Origin of the sequence: Niabella ginsenosidivorans (assembly GCF_001654455.1) — a bacterium.
GTDB lineage: Bacteria > Bacteroidota > Bacteroidia > Chitinophagales > Chitinophagaceae > Niabella > Niabella ginsenosidivorans.
In genome coordinates, this window is record NZ_CP015772.1 from 3,584,369 (window position 1) to 3,600,388 (window position 16,020).

A 16,020-nucleotide genomic window follows, 5' to 3' on the forward strand; every position below is an offset into this window, starting at 1 on the left:
CCGGCAATGGGTTGAGCCATCAAAACCCTGCACCTTTTACGGTTGTTTTTACCCCATATACTGACGTTCTGGCGGTAATAAACAACAGGTCATGATCCTTTCCCCCAAAACAAACATTGGACGTGCCTTCCGGAACAGGGATGTAAGCGCTCTTTCGCCCCCGGGGGTCATAAACGGTAATACCCCCCTTGGTCAGGTACAGGTTGCCTTTTTCGTCCAGCGTAATTCCATCCGATCCCTGCGGTACAAACAGTGTTTTTTCAGATAGTGTACCATCTTCTTTAATCAAAAATTTATAGGTTTTGTTATCCCCGATGTCTGCTACAAATAAATACCTGCCGTCTTCTGAGCCTGTAATACCATTGGGTTTTACCAGTTCATCAGAAACCACTATGGGTTGCTGAGCACCTTTGGGCAGGTAATAAACAGCCTGTTCTTTTATATCAGGTGCTTTTCTGGTCCAGTAATCGCGCTGGTAATAAGGATCTGTGAAATAAATGCCGCCCTTTTTATCGATCCACAGATCGTTGGGACCGTTTAATTTTTTGCCCCCTACTTTACCCAGGATCACTTTTACTCTTCCTTTCGGCGTAATGGACCAGAGCTCGTTGTTTTCATCAGCACAGGCAATAATGCTCCCGTTTGCATCAATAGCCAGTCCATTGGCCCGGCCCGATTTTCTTTTGAATTCCGTCAAGGTGCCATCAAGGTTATACCGCCAGATGCGGTCATTGGGCTGGTCTGTAAAATACACACGCCCCTGCGCATCTGCTGCAGGGCCTTCCGTAAAAGCAAAGCCACCGGCTAATTTCCGGAGGGGCTCTCCTCCTTTGGCAATGATGCCCAGGGAATCAAAAAAGGGTTGCTGCTGTGCAGCTAAAAAAGTACCTGCAAGCAGGCTGGCTATCAGGAAAAAATGCTTCATGGCAATTTTTTTTATAAAATATGCTGTTGTTGTAACCACTCCTTTAAAAGCCCGGCCCATAGCACATCAGAGGTTTTATTATGCAGTCCGAAACCATGACCACCTGCCTCGTAATAATATACTTTGGCTGGCACTCCGTTTTTTAACAGGGCTTCATAATAATCTTCACTATTACGCCAGGGCACTGTTTTATCGTCTTTGGCGTGCACCAGGAAGGCCGGAGGTGTATTTTTATTTACATGCAGCTCATTAGAAAAACGTTCGATCATTTTTTGTGAAGGGGATTTACCGATAAGATTATTACGACTGCCTGTATGCCCGATGCTATCACTGAAGCTGATTACGGGGTAGACCAGAACGGAAAAATCCGGACGGAAAGAGATCTTCCGGGGATTATTAATGAGCGGGTCATTATAATGGGTAGATAACGTTGCGGCAAGATGCCCTCCTGCCGAAAAGCCCATAATGCCTACCCTATGTATATCTACATTATATTCTTTGGCATGCTCCCGTACCCATTGCATGGCACGTTCTGCATCCTGTAAAGGAGCAATGGATTTATCAACCATGGCTCGATCATCCGGCAAACGGTATTTTAAAACAAAAGCGGTCATACCCCATTCATTAAGGGTTTGGGCTACCTGGGTGCCTTCGTGGTCAAAAGCCAGGATGGCATATCCCCCACCGGGACAAATAACAACCGCAGGGCCGGGCTTTTTACTTTTTGCTGACGGCTGAAAAACCATGATCGTGGGAACGGAAACATTGCTGATGCGTGTAATACCGTCTGTGCCTTTTTCTGCTTTTTCAACATTGACTGCCGGTTGACTGTTGGGCACATTTTTATAAAGTGCTATTTCCGTTTGTGCATGGATCATAGAAAAAAAGAATAGTGAGGCAGACAGGCAAAATAAGCGCGTCATTTGTATTGTATTTTAAGGTTCAAAATGATCTTTGGCAATAACCCAGAAAGCGTCCAGACCTGTTAATCGTTCCTTCAGGAAAGCAATAATTTCTGGCCAGTCCGTTTTATTAAAGATATTGACATTTTCCTTAAAACAAATAATTCTTGAAAGAGGGATTCCCTGCTCATCATAAACCGCTTCCTGCCAGTACCATTCACCGGAAACCGTCTCCCTGAAAACAGTCTTTAGGCATTGCATTTTTTCAAAAGCAACAAGACGGTCTTCCTGCACAGGATGCGTTAGCTCAATAGCTGCGCTGGCCTCTTTTTTGGTAACATCTGTACGAAAATAAATATGCCTGATCCCGGTTTTGTAATTTACCCAGTTGATAGGGTACCCGTTTGCATTGGGAATCGGTTTCAGGTAGCTTCCCAGGGCGGTCCAGAATTCCTTTTTAAGAAGCGCTGCTTCATGTTTACTGTACATAAGATTCCAAAATAAGGTTATTTATATCTTTTTTATCGGAAAAAACTCCGGTAATTAAGGTTCTTCGTTCCGGGATTGGGGTTTAGTACGCATTTAACAAAGAAATTCTGCGCTAATAGTCCGACGCCTTCTCCGGGGCATAAAAAGAAAATGCTCGGCCGGATGAGGTCATCGCTGACCTTTTTTACTCATTTATTCTTTTGAATACACGTGGGCACCCCTCATCACAATTCCTGTTATTTAAAACCAGGGTATTATCATCGGGGAAACGGGCGTTTGCGTGCCCTCTTATGCTATACCACAATTGTCTGGAAGCGTTGCAGTTTCTGAACTCCACAGTAAGGTTATTTTCACTTAAATCCTGCCCTCCCTCTTTATCAAAAGTAAAAGTACCGGCACAGGGGTAATCACTTGCCTTTACTGCTCCTGTTGCATCAAAACTTACAATATAATTTTCTGTATGTACATTATCATCAGCAGTTTTAACCAGCTTCCATTTTCCCTCGATTCCTTTTTGCAGAGGCAGAGCAGGGTTATGCTGCCTGCTGCAGGCTAAAAACAAAATTGCAATCAGAAGATATAGTTGCATTTTCATAACCGGGTGTTTTACTTTTTTTAATGTTACTGCAAGGTGATGTGACAGGAGGATGCTTAGCAAAACAGCCGCATTCAGCCCGGTTTTTCATAAATACCTGGCAGGCTTTTGAAGGCAGCAATGCACGCTTTATACTGTTAGCGCTTATTCATTTTATTGATACGCTTTTCTTTCCTGCTTTTAACTTCGGTCGTTTAGTATGGTATATAACCCAATCGGCTTTCCGGCAAATATCATCTTCACTATCAGCAGTAATAATGACGTATTAAATATAATAAAAAAAGTAATGCCTTTTTCAGTGAAGTTATTTTCTATATTGAAACCACTGCATCTTCTGTTAATTGTTAGCAACCTTTTTCCGGTAGTTCTTAAACAGACTTTGCCAGCGCAGGTTCAGTACTCCCAGTATACCTTCTTTCAGGATGCCCTTATTCATCTTTGACTGTCCCTCTGTTCTGTCCTGGAAGATAATAGGCACTTCCTTTATCTTAAAGCCCAGTTTCCAGGCAGCATACTTCATTTCAATCTGGAAGGCATAGCCTACAAAGCTGATATTGTCAAAATTGATCGCGTTCAGCACTTTTGCCGTATAACACATAAACCCGGCGGTCGGATCCTTAACCGGCATCCAGGTAATGATCCGCGTATACAAAGATCCTCCTTTAGATATAAACACCCGGTCAGCCGGCCAGTTAACAATACCACCTCCCTTTACATAACGGCTGCCAATAGCAAGATCTGCCCCGTCAACACAGGCCTGGTATAAACGAACCAGGTCCTTGGGGTTATGCGAAAAATCGGCATCCATTTCAAAAATGTACTGGTACCCGCGCGCAAGGCTCCATTTGAATCCGTGGATATAGGCAGTGCCCAGTCCCAGCTTACCCCTGCGCTCTTCCAGGAATAAACAGCCGTTGTATTTTTGTTGCAGCTCCTTTACAATACCGGCGGTGCCATCAGGCGACCCGTCATCTACGATCAGTATATGAAAATCACCGGGCAGCATTAGAACGGCCTCTATAATATTGGCGATATTTTCTTTTTCGTTATATGTTGGTATAATTACAATTTTCTCCACCAGTCTCCGTTATAAATCAAATAATTGAATTACATCAATATACAAACCCTGATACGGTCGTTTTCCCTGTCTTATACCTTCTTTAATAATTTGCTCCTGGTGAAGATTTCTGTTAGCTTCTGTTTGGTATGTTGCGGGAAATCGCCTTTCATCATCCAATCATAATACTGCGGCTCTGCTTTTAGTACTTCTGCAACACTCTTTCCTTTGTATTTTCCAAAATTAAAAACCTCTATTCCGTTATCCATAACAAAGCGGCGGGCAAAATCAACGATTACCTCCTCACCAATGACCTTATTGATTGTATCGATGGTAGTTCCCAATTCAGGATAACGCGCTACCTGCGCCAGCAGCACTTCATGAGTAGCTGCTGCATCTGCTTCCGCAGAATGGGCACCGTCCAGCACTTTATTGCAATAAAATTTATAGGCGGCTGATAATGTACGTTGTTCCATTTTATGAAAGATATTCTGCACGTCAATCAGCTTCCTTCCCTTCATATCAAAATCAACACCCACTCTCAGGAATTCTTCAACCAATAAGGGAATATCAAAACGGTTGGAATTATATCCCGCAAGATCGCACCCGTCCAGTACCTGTTTCAGCTCCCGGGCTACCTGCGCAAAAGTAGGCGCATCCTTTACCATATCGTCCGTAATACCATGAATGTCGGAGTTAGCCTTGGGTATAGGCATTTCAGGGTTGATGAGCTTCCGTTTTACTGTTTTTGAGCCGTCCGGTAATATTTTTACAATAGCAATTTCAACAATACGGTCCGTACCCAGGTTTACACCTGTGGTTTCCAGGTCAATAAAAGCGAGGGGTTTGGTAAGTTGTAACATGTATCCTGTTTAAAAATTTAAAGATAGGGCATTTTTTTTCTGTGGTAAGATTTCCATCTTAAAATTTTGTGGCAAAAAAATGAGGCAATAATAAATTTTTATATATTTGCACCGCAATGAAATACTGTATATCTATTAAACAAAGAGTTGCAGCGTTCCATTCTATTAAAAAATATATGAAAATTTTAGTACATATCCATCATCATTTTGCAGACTTACCCAAGTAAGCCCGGTGGTGTTATGTATCAGTTTATAGAAAAAGGCTTACAAATTTGTAAGCCTTTTTTATTGCAATTGCGGGTAAACGATGAACATTCAGAAACAACAAAAAGAAATAACAGTGAAAAAAAGTGTATCAGGCAAATTAAACAGTCGCCCGGATCTTAAAAAAAAGGCCCCCGGCAATGAGGTGCTTCGTATTGCGGTGCAAAAATCCGGCAGGCTGAGCGAAGACTCGCTGAAACTACTAAAGGAATGTGGCATTGGCGTGCCTAACGGCAACAACCAGTTAAAAATAAAAGCTGAAAACTTTGACGCAGAGATCTTATTTCTAAGAGATGATGATATTCCGGAATATGTACAGGACGGCGTAGCCGATATTGGTTTTGTTGGAGAAAATGTAGTGCTGGAAAAAAATAAAGCGACAGAGATCGTAGAACGGCTGGGTTATGGTAAATGCCGGCTTTCTATTGCCCTGCCCAAGACCAGGAAAAAAATAGAATTAAAAGAATTGAACGGAATGAAAATAGCTACCAGCTATCCTTTTATCCTGAACAGGTGGCTAAAGCAAAATAAAATAAAGGCAGAGACCCATGTAATCAGCGGCTCTGTGGAAATTGCGCCCCGTATTGGCCTCGCTGATGCTATCTGCGACCTGGTAAGTTCCGGCAGCACCCTGTTCAGTAATGAGCTTTACGAATATGAAACGCTGCTACGATCAGAAGCAGTACTGATTTCGGGAAAACAACTGAGCCCGCAAAGAAAAGAGCTGCTGGATAAACTGTTATTCCGCATCCGCTCAGTAAAGAAAGCTAAATACAATAAGTACGTGCTGTTAAATGCCCCTAATAAAAGCATTGAACAAATATGCGCTTATTTGCCCGGCATCAACAGCCCTACTATTGTTCCCCTGGCAAAAAAAGGCTGGAGCTCCGTTCATTCAGTGATCAGCGAATCTGATTTCTGGAACGTGATCGAAAATCTGAAAGCCGCCGGTGCCGAAGGGATCCTGATCATACCGATTGAAAAGATGATTGAGTGAAATTTGAGCAATAGAAAATAAGATGAAACCCCCGATAATGAATTTTTATAAATACCCTGCTCCTGAGCTTTGGCCGGAGATCTGTAAACGACCCTTACAGGAATTTCAGAAAATAATACCGGCTGTAAACAGCATTATAGTGGCGGTTCAGAAAAAGGGCGATGCTGCGCTGAAAACATTCAGCAAAAAATTTGACGGCGTTCAGCTGGAATCTTTAATCGTTACGGAAAATGAAGTAAAAGAGGCAACTGCCCTGGTGAGCGCCTCTTTAAAAACAGCCCTCAGGCAGGCAAAGAAAAATATTGAGGCCTTTCACCGTGCACAAAAAGAGGCCGCCCGTAAAATAGCTACGGCGCCCGGTATTGTTTGCTGGCGCGAAAGCAGGGCCATTGAAAAAGTAGGATTGTATATACCCGGAGGCTCTGCACCTCTGTTCTCTACTGTTTTAATGTTAGGAGTTCCCGCACGTTTGGCAGGTTGTAAAGAGATTGTCCTGTGCACCCCCTGTAATAAAGAAGGGAAAGTGCACCCTGTCATTTTATATGCCGCCGCTCTTTGTGGTATTACAAAAATCATTAAGGTGGGCGGGGCGCAGGCCATCGCCGCAATGGCTTATGGTACAGAAACGGTACCGGCTGTTTATAAGATCTTTGGTCCGGGCAACCAGTATGTTACTGCAGCAAAGCAGTTGGTGCAGAACCAGGTTGCCATTGATATGCCGGCCGGCCCCTCAGAAGTGCTGGTCATTGCCGATGAAACCGCCAACCCTGATTTTGTTGCGGCAGACCTGCTGGCACAGGCAGAGCACGGGCCGGACTCACAGGTGTTGCTGATTGCAACGTCAGCATCCCTGATCAAAAAAACAGAGCAGGCTATTGCCGGACAACTGGAAACATTGCCCCGGAAAGAGATTACGGCAAAAGCATTAGCGCACTCCCGTATGGTGCTGGTAAAGAACTGGCAGCAGGCCATTGCCCTTTCTAATTATTATGCCCCGGAGCACCTGATCCTTTCCGGCAAGGTGCCGGCTTCGCTGTTAAAGAACATCAGCGCCGCTGGCTCTGTTTTTATCGGTCACTATTCACCGGAAAGCGCGGGGGATTATGCAAGCGGCACCAATCATACCTTACCCACCAACGGGTATGCCACTGCTTACAGCGGTGTGTCGCTCGACAGCTTCTGCAAAAAGATCACCTTCCAGCAATTAAGCCGGCGCGGGTTGGAAAATATTGCAGACACCGTAATAGCAATGGCAGAAGCAGAAGGTTTACAGGCACACAGCAATGCCGTTAAAGTAAGAATCACAAATTAAGAATCAGCAATCACAAACAGGATCATGGAATTTAATTTAGACAATTTAGTACGGGAAACTATAAAAGACCTGGCGCCCTACTCCACGGCCCGCCATGAGTTCAGCGGCGAGGCAAAAGTAATGCTGGATGCCAATGAAAATGCAGCCGGCTCACCGGTTACACTGGATATTAACGAACGGCACGAACAGCTAAACCGTTATCCCGATCCCATTCAGCTCAAATTAAAAGAACGCATCAGCAACATCAAACGCATTCCTGTTGATCATATCTTTACCGGTAATGGCAGTGATGAGGCTATTGACCTGCTGATCCGTATTTTCTGTGAGCCGGGTTTTGACAATATTATTACCCTTCCGCCTACATATGGTATGTACAGTGTGGCAGCAGCCATTAATAATATAAAAGTAAAGGAAGTAGCCCTGGATGCGGATTTCCAATTAAACATACAGGGTATTGCAGACGCAATTGACGACTATACCAAGATCATTTTTATTTGCTCACCCAACAATCCAAGCGGCAACAGCATCATTCGCCAGGATATAGAGATCATCCTGAACAATTTCGACGGCATCGTGGTAGTGGATGAAGCGTATATTAACTATGCCCGGCAAAAAACATTATCCCTGCAGTTAATGGACTACCCGAACCTGGTAGTATTGCAAACGCTCTCCAAAGCCTGGGGGCTGGCGGCATTGCGCCTGGGGATGGCATTTGCCGGCAAAGAGATCATCCGGCTGATGAATAATGTGAAATATCCGTATAACATAAATATTGCCACACAGGAACTGGCATTAAAGGCATTGCAAAATGTTGAACAGGTAAACGGATGGATCCGCGATACCATTGCTCAGCGCGAACTGCTGGCGGATGCATTAAAACAAATGGACATTACGCGCAAGGTCTATCCCTCAGATGCCAACTTCCTGCTGGTGCAAATGACCGGGGCCAATGAAATTTTCGGATACCTGCAGCAAAAAGGCATCATTGTGCGGAACCGGAGCAACGTTCCGGGATGTGAAGATTGTTTACGTATTACTATTGGCACCGAAGAGGAAAACCATATTTTAATAGAAGCATTAAAAGCATACTGTGAGAAATAAGAAAATGAAAAAAGTATTATTTATTGACCGGGACGGCACATTGATTTATGAAGCGCCTCCCACCTATCAGCTGGACGCTATTGATAAGATCACCTTTTACCCCGGCATGTTTACCTGGCTGGGCAAAATTGCCAAAGAAATGGATTTTGAGCTGGTAATGGTAACCAACCAGGATGGTTTGGGAACGGAGAAATTTCCTGAAGCTACTTTCTGGCCTGTTCAAAACCTGGTTATGCGCAACCTGGAAGCGGAAGGCATTCATTTTTCTGAAGTATTTATCGATAAAACCTTTCCGGAAGAGCAGGCACCTACCCGCAAACCGGGAACCGGTATGCTGACAAAATACATTAACAATCCGGATTATGATCTGGCTGGCTCCTTTGTGATCGGTGACCGCATCACAGATATTCAGCTGGCTAAGAACCTGGGCTGCAAAGGCATCTGGCTGAACCAGGATGAAGCTCTGGGCGCAACGGAAATTACTGATACAATAAAAGAGCTGGAACCTGTTATTGCATTAAAGACCACCGGTTGGCAGGAGATTTATGCATTGCTGCAACTGAAAACAAGAGTTGTGGAGTATGAACGCAATACCAATGAAACAAAAATAAAGATCCGTATCAACCTGGATGGAACCGGGCAGTGCTCCATTGATACCGGCCTGGGTTTTTTTGATCATATGCTGCACCAGCTGGGCCGTCACAGCGGTATGGATTTAAGTATTGAAACAAAAGGCGATCTGCATATAGATGAGCATCATACTATAGAAGATACAGCCATTGCACTGGGCGAAGCACTGGGTATTGCACTGGGCAATAAAGCAGGCATTGAACGATATGGCTTTTATTTACCGATGGATGACGCACTGGTAAAGGTGGCGCTTGACTTTGGCGGCCGTTCCTGGCTGGTTTGGGACGCAACTTTTAAACGTGAAAAGATCGGGGAAATGCCTACTGAAATGTTCTACCATTTTTTTAAATCATTCAGTGACGGTGCAAAAATGAATCTGAACATTGAAGCAGAAGGTGAAAACGAACATCATAAAATTGAAGCCATTTTTAAAGCACTGGCAAAAGCCATCAAAATGGCCATCAAAAGAACACCGGGCAATGACCAGCTGCCCAGCACAAAAGGATTCATCTAAAACCCAGCCAACCTCTCAAAGGAAGGTATAAAATTATCAACTGTTAACAATTGTAAGAATGAATGGACATATTCAAAATACAAATGGCTCAAACGCCCCTTCTCCTGTGGGGAAGGGGGATGGGGTCGTCATCATAAAATACAATGCAGGCAATATCCGGTCGGTATTGTTCGCACTGGAGCGGATCGGGGTCCGGGCCACCGTAACAGATGACCCGGAAGCCCTACAGGCGGCCGATAAAATCATCTTCCCCGGTGTGGGCGAAGCCAGCACGGCCATGAATTACCTGAAGGAACGCAAGCTGGATCTGCTGATCCGGAACGCGCGGCAGCCCCTGCTGGGCATCTGCCTGGGAATGCAGCTGCTATGTGCCCATAGCGAGGAAAATGACACCCAATGCCTGGGCATTTTTGATGTGCCTGTAAAAAAATTCATCAGCACGGAATTGAAGATCCCGCAAATGGGATGGAATACCATTCATACAAAGGAAAGTGCATTATTCAGAAATGTACCGCAGGATACCTGGTGCTATTTCGTACACAGCTATTATGCAACGCTGAATCCTGAAACCATTGCTACAACAAGCTATGCAACGGACTTCAGCAGCGCCCTGCATAAGGATAATTTTTATGGCGTTCAGTTCCACCCGGAAAAAAGCGCTGATGCGGGCGCACAAATATTAAAGAATTTTTTAGACCTTTGAGCAATTGAAGAACACTAAAAAATAAACAATGGCACCCCAGCAGACAAAAGAAACCCTTCATGCCAAAGGTCCTGAAATTGCGATCTATACAGAAGACTTTAAAAACGAATATATATCGCTTACGGACATTGCGCGGTATAAGAGCGATGAGCCCTTTATAGTCATCAACAACTGGATGAGAGGAAAAGACACGATCCAATTTATAGGATTATGGGAGCAATTGCATAATAAAAATTTTAAACCTATCGAATTCGATAGGTTTAAAAAAGAAGCGGGCTTTAATGCCTTTACCCTCTCTCCCCAAAAATGGATTGAGGCAACGAATGCGATTGGTATTATTTCCAGATCCGGCAGGTATGGAGGCACTTTCGCGCACTCGGATATTGCTTTTGAATTTGCTTCCTGGGTTTCCCCTGAATTTAAGTTATACATTATAAAAGACTATAAACGGCTAAAGAACGAAGAGAACAGCCGGCTTTCTTTAAACTGGAACTTAAACAGGACCATCTCAAAGCTTAATTACCGCATTCATACCGATGCCATTAAAGAAACCATCATCCCCAAAAGTATTACGAAAGAACAGGCGGCCATTATCTATGCCCATGAAGCCGATGTATTAAATATGGCATTATTCGGCATTACCGCTAAACAATGGAGGGATCAAAATAAATCATCAAAGGGCAATATAAGAGACCTGGCAACAATAGAACAGCTATTGGTTCTGGCCAACCTGGAAAGTCTGAATGCTGAATTCATCAGGATGGGGATGCCCCAAAATGAACGGTTAATAAAGCTGAACCGAACTGCTATCTGTCAGTTAACTTCTTTACTAAAAAACAACACAACCAATCAAATAGACAAACGATAAATGGACATCATACCCGCAATAGATATTATAGAAGGCAAAGCCGTACGGCTAAGCAAAGGAGACTACAGCCAGAAAAAAATATACAACGAGCATCCCCTGGAAGTAGCGCAGCAGTTTGAGGATACCGGCTTAAAACGCTTACATCTTGTAGACCTGGACGGTGCTAAGGCCGGCCGTGTTACCAACTGGAAGGTACTGGAAACCATTGCCGGTAAAACCAGCCTCATCATCGACTTCAGCGGAGGCATCAGCAGCGAAAAGGACGTACAGATCACCTTCAATTCCGGTGCTGCTTACGCTGCCGTAGGCAGTATGGCAGTTAGGAAGCCCGTGGTGTTCCAGGATTGGCTGACCGCTTTCGGGGTTGAAAAATTCATCCTGGGCGCAGATGTGCTGGATGAAAAAATAATGATCAAAGGCTGGACAGAAGCAACAGAGATTAATATTTTTAATTTCCTTAAACATTACCGTACCAAGGGCCTGCAGCAGTTCTTTTGTACAGACATCAGTAAGGACGGCCTTTTGCAGGGCAGCTCCAATGATCTTTACAGGAAAATTCTTGACGAAATAGAAGGCTTAAAGCTCATTGCCAGCGGTGGTGTCAGCTGTATAAAAGACCTGGAAGAGCTGAGCGCCATAGGCTGCAGCGGAGCCATAGTAGGCAAGGCAATCTATGAAAACAGGATCAGCCTAAAAGAGCTGACTCATTTTCATAATAAATAGCAGCGCCTGAAATTTCTGATCTAAAATGAGGCCGGTTATTCAATAGATCAGCCACAGGAAAACAAAAATTTAAAGAAAACAACTAAATCAGCAATTAAAATGCTCGCAAAACGAATCATTCCCTGTTTAGATATCAAAGACGGGCAAACCGTAAAGGGAACCAACTTTATAAACCTGCGCCACGCGGGCGACCCGGTGGAACTGGCGATGCGCTATTGTACTGAAGGTGCTGATGAATTGGTGTTTCTTGACATTACTGCAACGGTAGATAAAAGGAAAACCCTGTCGGAACTGGTGCGCAAAATTGCTACTCACATCAATATTCCTTTTACAGTGGGCGGAGGAATTAATTCGGTGGAAGATGTATCTGTGCTTATGGAAAACGGGGCCGATAAAATATCTGTTAACACATCGGCCGTTAAAAATCCGCAGCTGGTAAGCGATCTTGCAAAAAATTTCGGCAGCCAGTGCGTAGTGGTTGCTATTGACATCAAACTATTTGATGGCGTATGGAAAGTGGTAACCCATGGGGGTAGAACAGCAACAGAGCTGAACGCCACAGAATGGGCAAAGGAAGTAAGCCGGTTAGGCGCAGGAGAAATCCTGTTAACGTCCATGGAAAATGATGGCACAAAAAACGGGTTTGCCATTGACATAACAAGGGCGATCAGCGAAACGCTCCCTATTCCGGTCATTGCTTCCGGCGGGGCCGGCTCTATGGAACATTTCCGGGATGTGTTTCAAAAAGGAGCTGCTGATGCAGCACTGGCGGCCAGTATTTTCCATTTCCGGGAAATTGAGATCGGCACATTAAAAAACTATTTAAATAACAATCAGATTCCCGTCCGGTTATAATTTGCCGGCAGTTGAATTCTTATTATAAAACTCCGAAATTTTTAAATTCGCACAATGATCAGTTTTTCAAAATATACAGATGGCCTGGCGCCGGTAATCATCCAGGACGCAGCTACGCAACAGGTGCTGATGCTGGGTTTTATGAACGAAGAAGCCCTGGAAAAAACAAAGCAGGAAGGAAAAGTAACCTTCTTCAGCCGCAGCAAACAACGCCTGTGGACAAAGGGAGAAACTTCCAGTAATTTTTTGCTGGTAAAAGAGATCTTACCGGATTGCGATAACGATACCCTGCTCATCAAAGCCGATCCGCAGGGCCCTACCTGTCATACAGGCACTACAAGTTGCTTTGGAACGGCCAATGATACTTTTTCATTACAGCAACTGGAAAAAGTGATCCGCGACCGGAAAAACAACCCATCTGAAAAATCATATACCGCTTCCTTATTTGCAAAAGGCATTAACAAGATCGCCCAGAAAGTAGGTGAAGAAGCCGTGGAAGTAGTGATCGAGGCAAAAGACGATAACCCCGGCCTGTTTTTAGGAGAAGCCGCCGACCTGCTGTTCCATTACCTGGTATTATTGCAGGCCAAGGGATTTGAGCTGAAAGATGTGCTTGGCGTACTGGAAGCAAGGCATCAGCAATAAACCTGCTTATACGAAACGGTCCTTATCCGGGCCATCGTGATTCCCGTATTAAAGGCCGGCATTCATCATGGTATCTTCTTTTATTTCCGCAAGATCCGGCAAAGGCTTTTTTTGATTACAGACCAGCGTTCTCTTGGATGATCTTCTTCGGGATTGAATTCATTGCCTCCGTATATTTCCTGCTTCTTCCCCGTCATAAATTATAACTGGTAACAGATGATGCCCCACTTGCACGATGAAACGAAGATAGATCCAGCCCGATCAGTTCAAACCGGTCATGCTGATACCGGAAGGTATAGCTCCGGTCCATTACTTCTTAGCTGCCACAGCTTAGCCAGTAATGCAGATCCATTTTCAATACGCCCTTACTGATCTTAGGCCGCCATCATATAATAAAGAGGTCAGCCAGACAGGGTTCGGATTCTGTGTGCCGGGACAGAGGCGGTCATTGATCCGGAAACTGGCTTTATCCGCATGCCTGGGCACCGCTCTCTTACCCGGGAGCCTGTCCCCATTCAGATCTCTCTGTAAAACGGTATCTGGCACTCAGCCATATGGGGTTAGTTCTTTAATGTTCGTCACTATGGCCCGTTGCTGCGCGTCCAGATCATTACCCCCAAAGGTCATACAGGCAACAAAAGCCCGTTTTCAGGAACCGACGCATATTTTTTTGCAGATCGATCAAAACTATAAAAAAATTAGAGTAATATTAACAACTGAAATACGCCTGCCTCCCGGTTACCTTACTGAGTTGCGCGTACCAATAGTAAATTTGTATATTGAACAAACAACATCGATACCTGATCATTCTGGCAGTGGTCTTTTTGCTGCCGGCTGCTTTTGAGAACGCGGTGTATGCACAGGCAACAGACACCGTACGCGTTCCTCCTATGCCCTCTATGCAGGAGATCATGAAGGATTGGGGGCCGCATGACTCCACAAGAGTAGGGGCCATCTGGTATGGTACGGATTATGATTCCTTTAAAATATTGCCCTATGCAGAAGAGCAGAATATATGGGTATCCAAATTGCCGCCGGCCCAACTGGAAAAAGTAAAGCAGGAATGGAGCCGGCTGCGCAATGCAGTATATGTCTGCTACCCCTATGCGTTAACAGCAGCAGCCACTATTAATACCATAAACAGGCAACTACAGGGCATCACAGATAAAAAAGCACGAAAAGCCATTATCAAATCAAGGGAAAAGGAGCTGAAAAAGCAATTTGCTGACCCCATGAGCAACCTTTCCGTGTACCAGGGAAAAGTATTAATGAAGCTGATCTACCGGCAAACAGGAAATGATTGCTATGAGATCATTAAGGAGTTTAAAGGAGGATTTAATGCCCGGATGTACCAGACGGTGGCCTTTTTTTACGGCGGCAACCTGAAACAGGATTATGATATCCGGACGAACAGCTTTGACCGCCAGATTGAGGATTTTGTACAGGAGATCAACAGCACCTGGTATAAGAATCCTTACAGGACCCGGTAATGTTCCTGATATTTCCCTGGCCGGACGGATGCGGGTTGAATTGCCGCTGCCGGAAAAGCCGGATTGTTTCCTGAATACTAAAAAAATTTATGTACCTTAAGCCATCATCAGCTCAGGCAAAATGAACAGCACGTTCAAAATTATTTTCTTTTTGGGCATTATCCTTAGTCAACTGGTGGTGAACGCTCAACATCCGATGCAGGCGGTCAATCAGCAAATCAGAGACTCCATTAGCCGGTCAGGAGCCAGTATTGCAGTAGCATTTAAAGACCTGCAAACCGGCAACACTCTATACATTAATGAAAAAAAAACGTATCATGCGGCCAGCACTATGAAGTTCCCGGTACTGATTGAGCTGTACAAACAAGCAGCAGAAAATCGTTACTCGCTTACAGACTCGCTTGTGCTCAATAATTCCTTTAAAAGCATTGCAGACAGCAGCAGGTATTCCCTCAACGACTCTGATGATACAGAAACCGGCCTTTACAGGAAGCTGGGCCGGAAGATCGCTATTAAAGACCTGGCTTACCTGATGATTACCAAAAGCAGTAACCTGGCCACCAATACCTTAATACAACTGGTCCGACCGGCCGGCATTATGCAGACCCTGAGGCAACTGGGCGCTAATGATACCCGTGTGTTAAGAGGCGTAGAGGATCAGAAAGCCTATGACAAAGGTTTAAACAACACAACCACGGCCTTTGACCTTGCCTTATTATATGAGCAACTGGCTAAAAAAGAACTGGTTAGCGAAAAAGCGGATCAGTCAATGATCAAAATTCTTATGGATCAGCAACTGAATGAGGTCATTCCCGCGCTGCTGCCGGAAAACGTAAAAGTAGCGCACAAAACCGGAAATATTGAAGGATTACAGCATGATTCCGGTATTGTTTTCCTGCCGGACGGAAGAAAATATGTGCTGGTCTTATTGTCTACATTCCGCCCGGATCAGACCCGGGATGCCATCAGTACCCTGGCCCATATTTCAAAACTGATTTACGATGCTGAAACAGCGCAAAAAGATTGATTTTTATGACTGATAAAATATCTGTAATACTGGCTGGCAATCAATCAAAATGGCCTGTTT

General features: G+C 44.5%; 17 protein-coding genes. 11 read left to right on the forward strand and 6 right to left on the reverse strand.

What is annotated here, in order from left to right:
• Positions 1 to 19: 19 nt before the first annotated feature.
• The 6 genes from A8C56_RS15050 to A8C56_RS15080 form a co-directional block, all read right to left on the reverse strand.
• Positions 20 to 925: an SMP-30/gluconolactonase/LRE family protein gene (locus tag A8C56_RS15050; RefSeq protein ID WP_067762095.1), complete on the reverse strand. Its 906-nt coding sequence runs from the start codon at positions 923 to 925 to the stop codon at positions 20 to 22.
• 11 nt (positions 926 to 936) lie between these two features.
• Entirely contained in the window at positions 937 to 1,848 is a 912-nt protein-coding gene (locus tag A8C56_RS15055; protein WP_067757690.1) for an alpha/beta hydrolase, read from the reverse strand.
• A 12-nt stretch (positions 1,849 to 1,860) separates the two neighbouring features.
• On the reverse strand, positions 1,861 to 2,316 hold the full coding sequence (locus tag A8C56_RS15060) for a DUF4268 domain-containing protein (protein WP_067757693.1): 456 nt from the start codon (positions 2,314 to 2,316) through the stop codon (positions 1,861 to 1,863).
• Positions 2,317 to 2,500: 184 nt separating this feature from the next.
• A complete protein-coding gene (locus A8C56_RS15065; RefSeq protein WP_067757696.1) occupies positions 2,501 to 2,911 on the reverse strand; it encodes a hypothetical protein in 411 nt (136 codons plus the stop codon).
• 337 nt (positions 2,912 to 3,248) lie between these two features.
• Positions 3,249 to 3,989, reverse strand: coding sequence for a polyprenol monophosphomannose synthase (locus A8C56_RS15075; RefSeq protein ID WP_067757702.1), 741 nt, complete (start codon positions 3,987 to 3,989; stop codon positions 3,249 to 3,251).
• Positions 3,990 to 4,060: 71 nt separating this feature from the next.
• Positions 4,061 to 4,831 carry a 3'-5' exonuclease gene (locus tag A8C56_RS15080; RefSeq protein WP_067757705.1) on the reverse strand — a complete coding sequence of 257 codons (771 nt, stop codon included), beginning with the start codon at positions 4,829 to 4,831 and terminating at the stop codon, positions 4,061 to 4,063.
• 340 nt (positions 4,832 to 5,171) lie between these two features.
• On the opposite strand from A8C56_RS15080, the gene hisG reads away from it, so the two are divergent.
• The 11 genes from hisG (at position 5,172) to A8C56_RS15135 (ending at position 15,960) form a co-directional block, all read left to right on the forward strand.
• Positions 5,172 to 6,092 (forward strand): ATP phosphoribosyltransferase, encoded by a 921-nt coding sequence (gene hisG, locus A8C56_RS15085; protein WP_245645508.1) that lies wholly within the window; start codon positions 5,172 to 5,174, stop codon positions 6,090 to 6,092.
• A gap of 37 nt (positions 6,093 to 6,129) precedes the next feature.
• The gene (gene hisD, locus A8C56_RS15090; RefSeq protein WP_067757708.1) at positions 6,130 to 7,404 is read left to right on the forward strand and encodes a histidinol dehydrogenase; all 1,275 of its coding nucleotides are present in this window, start codon (positions 6,130 to 6,132) and stop codon (positions 7,402 to 7,404) included.
• 24 nt (positions 7,405 to 7,428) lie between these two features.
• Entirely contained in the window at positions 7,429 to 8,505 is a 1,077-nt protein-coding gene (gene hisC / locus A8C56_RS15095) for a histidinol-phosphate transaminase (protein ID WP_067757711.1), read from the forward strand.
• Positions 8,495 to 9,649, forward strand: a complete 1,155-nt coding sequence (gene hisB, locus A8C56_RS15100) for a bifunctional histidinol-phosphatase/imidazoleglycerol-phosphate dehydratase HisB (protein WP_245645509.1) — start codon at positions 8,495 to 8,497, stop codon at positions 9,647 to 9,649. Before hisC ends, hisB begins: the two co-directional genes overlap by 11 nt.
• Before the next feature lie 58 nt (positions 9,650 to 9,707).
• Entirely contained in the window at positions 9,708 to 10,352 is a 645-nt protein-coding gene (gene hisH / locus A8C56_RS15105; RefSeq protein ID WP_084490225.1) for an imidazole glycerol phosphate synthase subunit HisH, read from the forward strand.
• 28 nt (positions 10,353 to 10,380) lie between these two features.
• The gene (locus tag A8C56_RS15110; RefSeq protein WP_067757717.1) at positions 10,381 to 11,220 is read left to right on the forward strand and encodes a KilA-N domain-containing protein; all 840 of its coding nucleotides are present in this window, start codon (positions 10,381 to 10,383) and stop codon (positions 11,218 to 11,220) included.
• Complete coding sequence (gene hisA, locus A8C56_RS15115) at positions 11,221 to 11,943, forward strand: 1-(5-phosphoribosyl)-5-[(5-phosphoribosylamino)methylideneamino]imidazole-4-carboxamide isomerase (protein ID WP_067757720.1); 723 nt, start codon at positions 11,221 to 11,223, stop codon at positions 11,941 to 11,943. It abuts the gene before it with no gap.
• Positions 11,944 to 12,042: 99 nt separating this feature from the next.
• The gene (hisF, locus tag A8C56_RS15120; protein ID WP_067757723.1) at positions 12,043 to 12,798 is read left to right on the forward strand and encodes an imidazole glycerol phosphate synthase subunit HisF; all 756 of its coding nucleotides are present in this window, start codon (positions 12,043 to 12,045) and stop codon (positions 12,796 to 12,798) included.
• Between the two features lie 54 nt (positions 12,799 to 12,852).
• Positions 12,853 to 13,443, forward strand: coding sequence for a bifunctional phosphoribosyl-AMP cyclohydrolase/phosphoribosyl-ATP diphosphatase HisIE (hisIE, locus tag A8C56_RS15125; RefSeq protein WP_067757726.1), 591 nt, complete (start codon positions 12,853 to 12,855; stop codon positions 13,441 to 13,443).
• A gap of 779 nt (positions 13,444 to 14,222) precedes the next feature.
• Complete coding sequence (locus tag A8C56_RS15130; RefSeq protein WP_245645510.1) at positions 14,223 to 14,933, forward strand: DUF4294 domain-containing protein; 711 nt, start codon at positions 14,223 to 14,225, stop codon at positions 14,931 to 14,933.
• A gap of 121 nt (positions 14,934 to 15,054) precedes the next feature.
• Complete coding sequence (locus tag A8C56_RS15135; RefSeq protein ID WP_067757729.1) at positions 15,055 to 15,960, forward strand: serine hydrolase; 906 nt, start codon at positions 15,055 to 15,057, stop codon at positions 15,958 to 15,960.
• The last annotated feature ends 60 nt before the right edge of the window (positions 15,961 to 16,020 follow it).

What these genes read in the sequence shown, in the direction of transcription:
- A8C56_RS15080 (WP_067757705.1), bottom strand. Translation starts at nt 4,831, where the DNA reads ATGTTACAACTTACCAAACCCCTCGCTTTTATTGACCTGGAAACCACA.
- hisF (WP_067757723.1), top strand. Translation starts at nt 12,043, where the DNA reads ATGCTCGCAAAACGAATCATTCCCTGTTTAGATATCAAAGACGGGCAA.
- A8C56_RS15065 (WP_067757696.1), bottom strand. Translation starts at nt 2,911, where the DNA reads ATGAAAATGCAACTATATCTTCTGATTGCAATTTTGTTTTTAGCCTGC.
- A8C56_RS15110 (WP_067757717.1), top strand. Translation starts at nt 10,381, where the DNA reads ATGGCACCCCAGCAGACAAAAGAAACCCTTCATGCCAAAGGTCCTGAA.
- A8C56_RS15050 (WP_067762095.1), bottom strand. Translation starts at nt 925, where the DNA reads ATGAAGCATTTTTTCCTGATAGCCAGCCTGCTTGCAGGTACTTTTTTA.
- hisA (WP_067757720.1), top strand. Translation starts at nt 11,221, where the DNA reads ATGGACATCATACCCGCAATAGATATTATAGAAGGCAAAGCCGTACGG.
- hisD (WP_067757708.1), top strand. Translation starts at nt 6,130, where the DNA reads ATGAATTTTTATAAATACCCTGCTCCTGAGCTTTGGCCGGAGATCTGT.
- hisC (WP_067757711.1), top strand. Translation starts at nt 7,429, where the DNA reads ATGGAATTTAATTTAGACAATTTAGTACGGGAAACTATAAAAGACCTG.
- A8C56_RS15135 (WP_067757729.1), top strand. Translation starts at nt 15,055, where the DNA reads ATGAACAGCACGTTCAAAATTATTTTCTTTTTGGGCATTATCCTTAGT.
- hisIE (WP_067757726.1), top strand. Translation starts at nt 12,853, where the DNA reads ATGATCAGTTTTTCAAAATATACAGATGGCCTGGCGCCGGTAATCATC.
- hisH (WP_084490225.1), top strand. Translation starts at nt 9,708, where the DNA reads ATGAATGGACATATTCAAAATACAAATGGCTCAAACGCCCCTTCTCCT.
- A8C56_RS15055 (WP_067757690.1), bottom strand. Translation starts at nt 1,848, where the DNA reads ATGACGCGCTTATTTTGCCTGTCTGCCTCACTATTCTTTTTTTCTATG.
- A8C56_RS15060 (WP_067757693.1), bottom strand. Translation starts at nt 2,316, where the DNA reads ATGTACAGTAAACATGAAGCAGCGCTTCTTAAAAAGGAATTCTGGACC.